The organism is Streptomyces sp. NPDC006510 (assembly GCF_040611955.1).
Taxonomy (GTDB): domain Bacteria; phylum Actinomycetota; class Actinomycetes; order Streptomycetales; family Streptomycetaceae; genus Streptomyces.
In genome coordinates this window covers 1-4,943 of the sequence record NZ_JBEXPH010000343.1, presented here as the reverse complement: position 1 = coordinate 4,943, position 4,943 = coordinate 1, and the positions used below count along the sequence as shown (strand labels likewise).

The following is a 4,943-nucleotide window of genomic DNA, read 5'->3' as shown; positions in this document are numbered from 1 at the left end:
GGGCCGGGGCCGGGGCGGCCGCGGGCTCGGCGGCCGGAGCCGCGGCGGCCGCGGGTGCACCCGTGCCGTCGTCGATGACGGCCAGCTCGACGCCGACCTCGACGGTCTCGTCCTCGGCGACCTTGATGGCGGCCAGGATGCCGGCCGCGGGGGCCGGGATCTCGGTGTCGACCTTGTCGGTCGAAACCTCGAGCAACGGCTCGTCGGCCTCGACGCGCTCGCCCTCGGCCTTCAGCCAGCGGGTGACAGTTCCCTCGGTGACGCTCTCGCCGAGCGCCGGAAGGGTTACGGAAACCGACATGGTTTCAGTTGCTCCTTACGAAAGTGCGGAAGTAGGTCGGTCGTCGCGCCCGGTCGACTGGATCAGTCGTGGGAGTGCAGGGGCTTGCCGGCGAGGGCCAGGTGGGCCTCGCCCATCGCCTCGTTCTGCGTCGGGTGGGCGTGGATGAGCTGCGCGACCTCGGCAGGCAGCGCCTCCCAGTTGTAGATCAGCTGGGCTTCGCCGACCTGCTCGCCCATACGGTCACCGACCATGTGGACGCCGACCACTGCACCGTCCTTGACCTGGACGAGCTTGATCTCGCCCGCGGTCTTGAGGATCTTGCTCTTGCCGTTGCCCGCGAGGTTGTACTTCAGAGCGACGACCTTGTCCGCGCCGTAGAGCTCCTTGGCCTTGGCCTCGGTGATGCCCACGGAGGCGACCTCGGGGTGGCAGTACGTCACCCGCGGGACACCGTCGTAGTCGATCGGAACGGTCTTCAGACCGGCCAGGCGCTCCGCCACCAGGATGCCCTCGGCGAAGCCGACGTGCGCGAGCTGGAGCGTCGGGGCCAGGTCACCCACGGCCGAGACGGTCGGCACGTTGGTCTGCATGTACTCGTCGACGAGGACGTAACCGCGGTCCATCGCGACGCCGGCCTCCTCGTAGCCCAGGCCCTGCGAGACCGGGCCGCGGCCGATGGCGACCAGCAGCACCTCGGCCTCGAAGGTCTTGCCGTCGGCGAGGGTCACGCGGACGCCGTCCTGCGTGTACTCGGCGCTCTGGAAGAACGTGCCGAGGTTGAACTTGATGCCGCGCTTGCGGAAGGCGCGCTCAAGAAGCTTCGAGCTGTTCTCGTCCTCGACCGGGACGAGGTGCTTCAGGCCCTCGATGATCGTCACGTCGGTGCCGAAGGACGTCCACGCCGAGGCGAACTCGACGCCGATGACGCCGCCGCCCAGCACGATCGCGGACTTCGGGACGCGGTCCAGCTTCAGCGCGTGGTCCGACGAGATGATGCGGTTGCCGTCGATCTCCAGGCCCGGCAGCGACTTCGGCACGGAGCCGGTCGCGAGCAGCACGTGGCGGCCCTGGACGCGCTGGCCGTTCACATCCACCGAGGTGGGGGAGGAGAGCCGTCCCTCACCCTCGATGTAGGTGACCTTGCGCGAGGCGATGAGACCCTGCAGACCCTTGTACAGGCCCGAGATCACGTCGTCCTTGTACTTGTGGACGGCGTCGATGTCGATGCCCTCGAAGGTGGCCTTGACACCGAACTGGTCGGCCTCGCGCGCCTGGTCGGCGATCTCGCCGGCGTGCAGCAGGGCCTTCGTGGGGATGCAGCCGTTGTGCAGGCAGGTGCCGCCGACCTTGCCCTTCTCGATCAGAGCGACGTCCAGGCCCAGCTGCGCTCCGCGCAGGGCCGCGGCGTAACCGCCGCTACCACCGCCGAGGATCACTAGGTCGAAAACGGTGCTGGCGTCGTTCGCCACGTCACGTCCTCCATGCATGTGCGCCGTACGCCGGGCCCCGTCGCTGGGGGAAGACCGGCCGGTCGGCTGGTGTTCGGCCGCTTTTTTTGTTCGGCCCTGTGGTGGGGGCCCTGTCCTGCCGAGAACCCATCTTCGCACTTGTTGACGGTGGGCGGGACGCGGGGCCCGGGTCTGGGACGGATGATCATCCGTCCCAGGGGGTTACCGCCGCGTAGACCCCTGCTGATTTCGTCGAGAGCGAAACCCGCCGGATCCGTGCGGCGATGCCATCGGGGCAACACGTACGGCCCCGGGCCTATGCCCGGGGCCGTACGTCACAGCTTCGGCCTCAGCCGAGGTCCCCGGCGGCGGTGCGCTCGGCCAGCCTGACGAGCGTACGGACCGCGGAGCCCGTGCCGCCCTTCGGTGTGTAGCCGTACGGCGCGCCCTCGTGGAAGGCCGGACCGGCGATGTCCAGGTGCGCCCAGGCGATGCCCTCGCCCACGAACTCCTGCAGGAACAGACCGGCCACCAGGCCGCCGCCCATCCGCTCGCCCATGTTGGCGATGTCGGCGGTCGGGGAGTCCATGCCCTTGCGCAGGTCGGAGGGGAGCGGCATCGGCCAGGAGGCCTCGCCGACCTCCTCGGCGATCTCGTGGATGGAGGTACGGAAGGCGTCGTCGTTCGCCATGATGCCGAAGGTGCGGTTGCCCAGCGCCAGCACCATCGCGCCGGTCAGGGTCGCCACGTCGACGATCGCGTCCGGGTTCTCCTCGGAGGCGCGGGTCAGCGCGTCGGCGAGGACGAGCCGGCCCTCGGCGTCCGTGTTGAGGACCTCGACGGTCTTGCCGCTGTACATGCGCAGCACGTCACCGGGGCGGGTGGCGTTGCCCGACGGCATGTTCTCGGCGAGCGCCAGCCAACCGGTCACGTTGACCTGGAGGCCGAGGCGGGCGGCCGCGACGACGGCCGCGAACACGGCGGCGGCGCCGCTCATGTCGCACTTCATCGTCTCGTTGTGGCCGGCCGGCTTCAGCGAGATGCCGCCCGAGTCGTAGGTGATGCCCTTGCCGACCAGGGCCAGGGTCTTCTCCGCCTTCGGGTGCGTGTAGGCGAGCTTCACCAGGCGCGGGCCGTGGGCCGAGCCCTGGCCGACGCCCAGCAGACCGCCGAAGCCGCCCTTGACGAGCGCCTTCTCGTCGAGGACCTGCACCTTGATGCCGTGCTCCTTGCCCGCGGCGGTGGCCACGGCGGCGAAGGACTCGGGGTACAGGTCGTTCGGCGGGGTGTTGATCAGGTCGCGGGCGCGGTTGATCTCCTCGGCCAGCGCGACGGCGCGCTCGGCGGCCGCCTTGAACGCCTTGTCGCGCGGCTTGGCGCCGAGCAGGGCGACCTCGCCGAGCGGCAGCTTCGCGGCGTTGCCGTTCTTCTTGCCCTTGGGGGCGAGCTTGTTCTCGCCGCCCTGGTACGCGGTGAAGGCGTACGCGCCCAGGAGCGCGCCCTCGGCGATCGCCTCTGCGTCCTCGACGGAGGCGACGGGCAGCGCGAAGCCGGCCTTCTTCGAGCCGGTCAGGGCACGGGCGGCCGAACCGGCGGCGCGGCGCAGCGCCTCGGTGCCGTACGCCTCGTCCTTCTTCGGGACGGAGCCGAGTCCGACCGCGATGACGACCGGGACCTTGAGGCCGTCGGGTGCGGGAAGCTTGGTCACCTCGCCCTCGGCACCTGCGGCGCCCAGGGCCTCCAGGACGGTGGCGAGCTTTCCGTCGAACGCCTTGTCCACGGCCTCGGCGCCCGGTGCGAGGACCAGGTCCCCAGACTTGGACCCAGCGCCCTTGGCGACGCCGACGACGAGTGCGTCGGCGCGCAGCGTCGCCGCACCGGCAGTGCTGAGAGTGAGAGCAGTCACGGTGGTGAAATCTCGCTTCCGTTGAGTTCGTTGTCGGTCGAGGGGTGGGCCGACCGTGCCCGGCGCATCGTAGACGCCGCCGCAATGTGCCGGGAACGAGCCTACGCGCGCCGTTGCTGCGTTATCACGGCGGCGGGCCGTCGGTGGCGCGTTGTGGACCCTCCGGCTCCGGTCCCGGGCATCCGAGCCGGGGTCCGTGCTCTCGGAACCGGCCGTGGACGTAGGGTCGTTGACGGTGCCGGACCTACGGGGGGAGAACCATGCGCGCCCGTGGGGCTGCACGCGTGACGGCAGGGCTGATTCTGCTGGCCCTGCTTTCCGGCTGCACATCGGCGCCGGAACCCTCCCGGAAGAGTCACGGCCACTGGCGGCCGGAGCCGGGCATCGGCTGGCAGTGGCAGCTCTCCGGCCGGCTGGACCCGACGGTGGACGTCCCGGTGTACGACATCGACGGCTTCGACCACAAGGCCTCGGCGGTCGGTGATCTGCATCGCCGGGGCCGCAAGGTGATCTGCTACCTCTCCACCGGCGCCTGGGAGGACTTCCGTCCGGACGCCGGGAAGTTCCCCGCGTCGGTACGGGGGAAGGGCAACGGCTGGGAGGGGGAGTACTGGCTCGACATCCGCCGCACGGACATCCTGGAGCCGCTGATGGAGCGGCGGATCGAGATGTGCGCCGAGAAGGGCTTCGACGCGGTGGAGCCCGACAACATGGACGGCTACCGCAACCGCACCGGCTTCCCTCTGACCGCCGCCGACCAGTTGCGCTACAACCGGCTCATCGCCCGGATCGCCCACCGCCACGGGCTCGCCGTCGGCCTGAAGAACGACCTCGGGCAGATCCCGGAGCTGGAGCCGGACTTCGACTTCGCGGTCAACGAGCAGTGCGCGCAGTACGAGGAGTGCGAGGAGCTCACCCCGTTCGTGAAGGCGGGCAAGGCCGTCTTCCACGTCGAGTACGAGCTGCCCGTCGCCCGGTTCTGCGCACAGTCGCGGCGGCTGGGGCTCAGCTCGCTGCTGAAGAAGTACGAACTGGGCGTGTGGCGCCAGGAGTGCCCGGAGGCCGGCGCCGCAAGGCCCTAGGCGTGTTGTCCCGGGACTTCGCGGACACGGCCTAACCGAACGTCAGGACCACCAGGGCCGCCGTCGCCGCCGTCTCCGCCAGCGCGCCGAAGACATCGCCGGTCACCCCGCCGAAGCGCCGCACGCAGTGCCGCAGCAGGAGCTGGGCGACCCCGAGTGCGGCCAGTGCGGCCAGCGCGTGGTGCAGCGCCCCGTACCCGCCGAGAAGCGCACCGGCACCCGCG

Annotated in this window: 5 protein-coding genes; 1 reads left to right on the top strand and 4 read right to left on the bottom strand. The window is 70.5% G+C overall.

Annotation, left to right across the window (positions count from 1 at the left end; all coding sequences use genetic code 11):
* The 3 genes from ABZY11_RS42810 to ABZY11_RS42800 all read right to left on the bottom strand — a co-directional run.
* A partial coding sequence (locus tag ABZY11_RS42810) for a biotin/lipoyl-containing protein (RefSeq protein ID WP_356484357.1) occupies window positions 1-301 on the bottom strand: 301 nt, incomplete at its 3' end.
* 62 nt (window positions 302-363) lie between these two features.
* Window positions 364-1,752: a dihydrolipoyl dehydrogenase gene (gene lpdA / locus ABZY11_RS42805; RefSeq protein ID WP_356484356.1), complete on the bottom strand. Its 1,389-nt coding sequence runs from the start codon at window positions 1,750-1,752 to the stop codon at window positions 364-366.
* A gap of 328 nt (window positions 1,753-2,080) precedes the next feature.
* Window positions 2,081-3,637, bottom strand: coding sequence for a leucyl aminopeptidase (locus tag ABZY11_RS42800; protein WP_356484355.1), 1,557 nt, complete (start codon window positions 3,635-3,637; stop codon window positions 2,081-2,083).
* A gap of 260 nt (window positions 3,638-3,897) precedes the next feature.
* Here ABZY11_RS42800 and ABZY11_RS42795 point away from each other — a divergent pair, with 260 nt between their 5' ends.
* Window positions 3,898-4,719, top strand: coding sequence for an endo alpha-1,4 polygalactosaminidase (locus tag ABZY11_RS42795; RefSeq protein ID WP_356484354.1), 822 nt, complete (start codon window positions 3,898-3,900; stop codon window positions 4,717-4,719).
* Window positions 4,720-4,750: 31 nt separating this feature from the next.
* On the opposite strand, the gene ABZY11_RS42790 is transcribed toward ABZY11_RS42795, so the two are convergent.
* Window positions 4,751-4,943: adenosylcobinamide-GDP ribazoletransferase (locus ABZY11_RS42790; protein WP_356484353.1), on the bottom strand; the 193-nt coding region annotated here is incomplete at its 5' end.

Excerpts from the sequence above, each read along its gene's own strand:
- ABZY11_RS42795 (WP_356484354.1), top strand. The coding sequence starts at position 3,898 with ATGCGCGCCCGTGGGGCTGCACGCGTGACGGCAGGGCTGATTCTGCTG.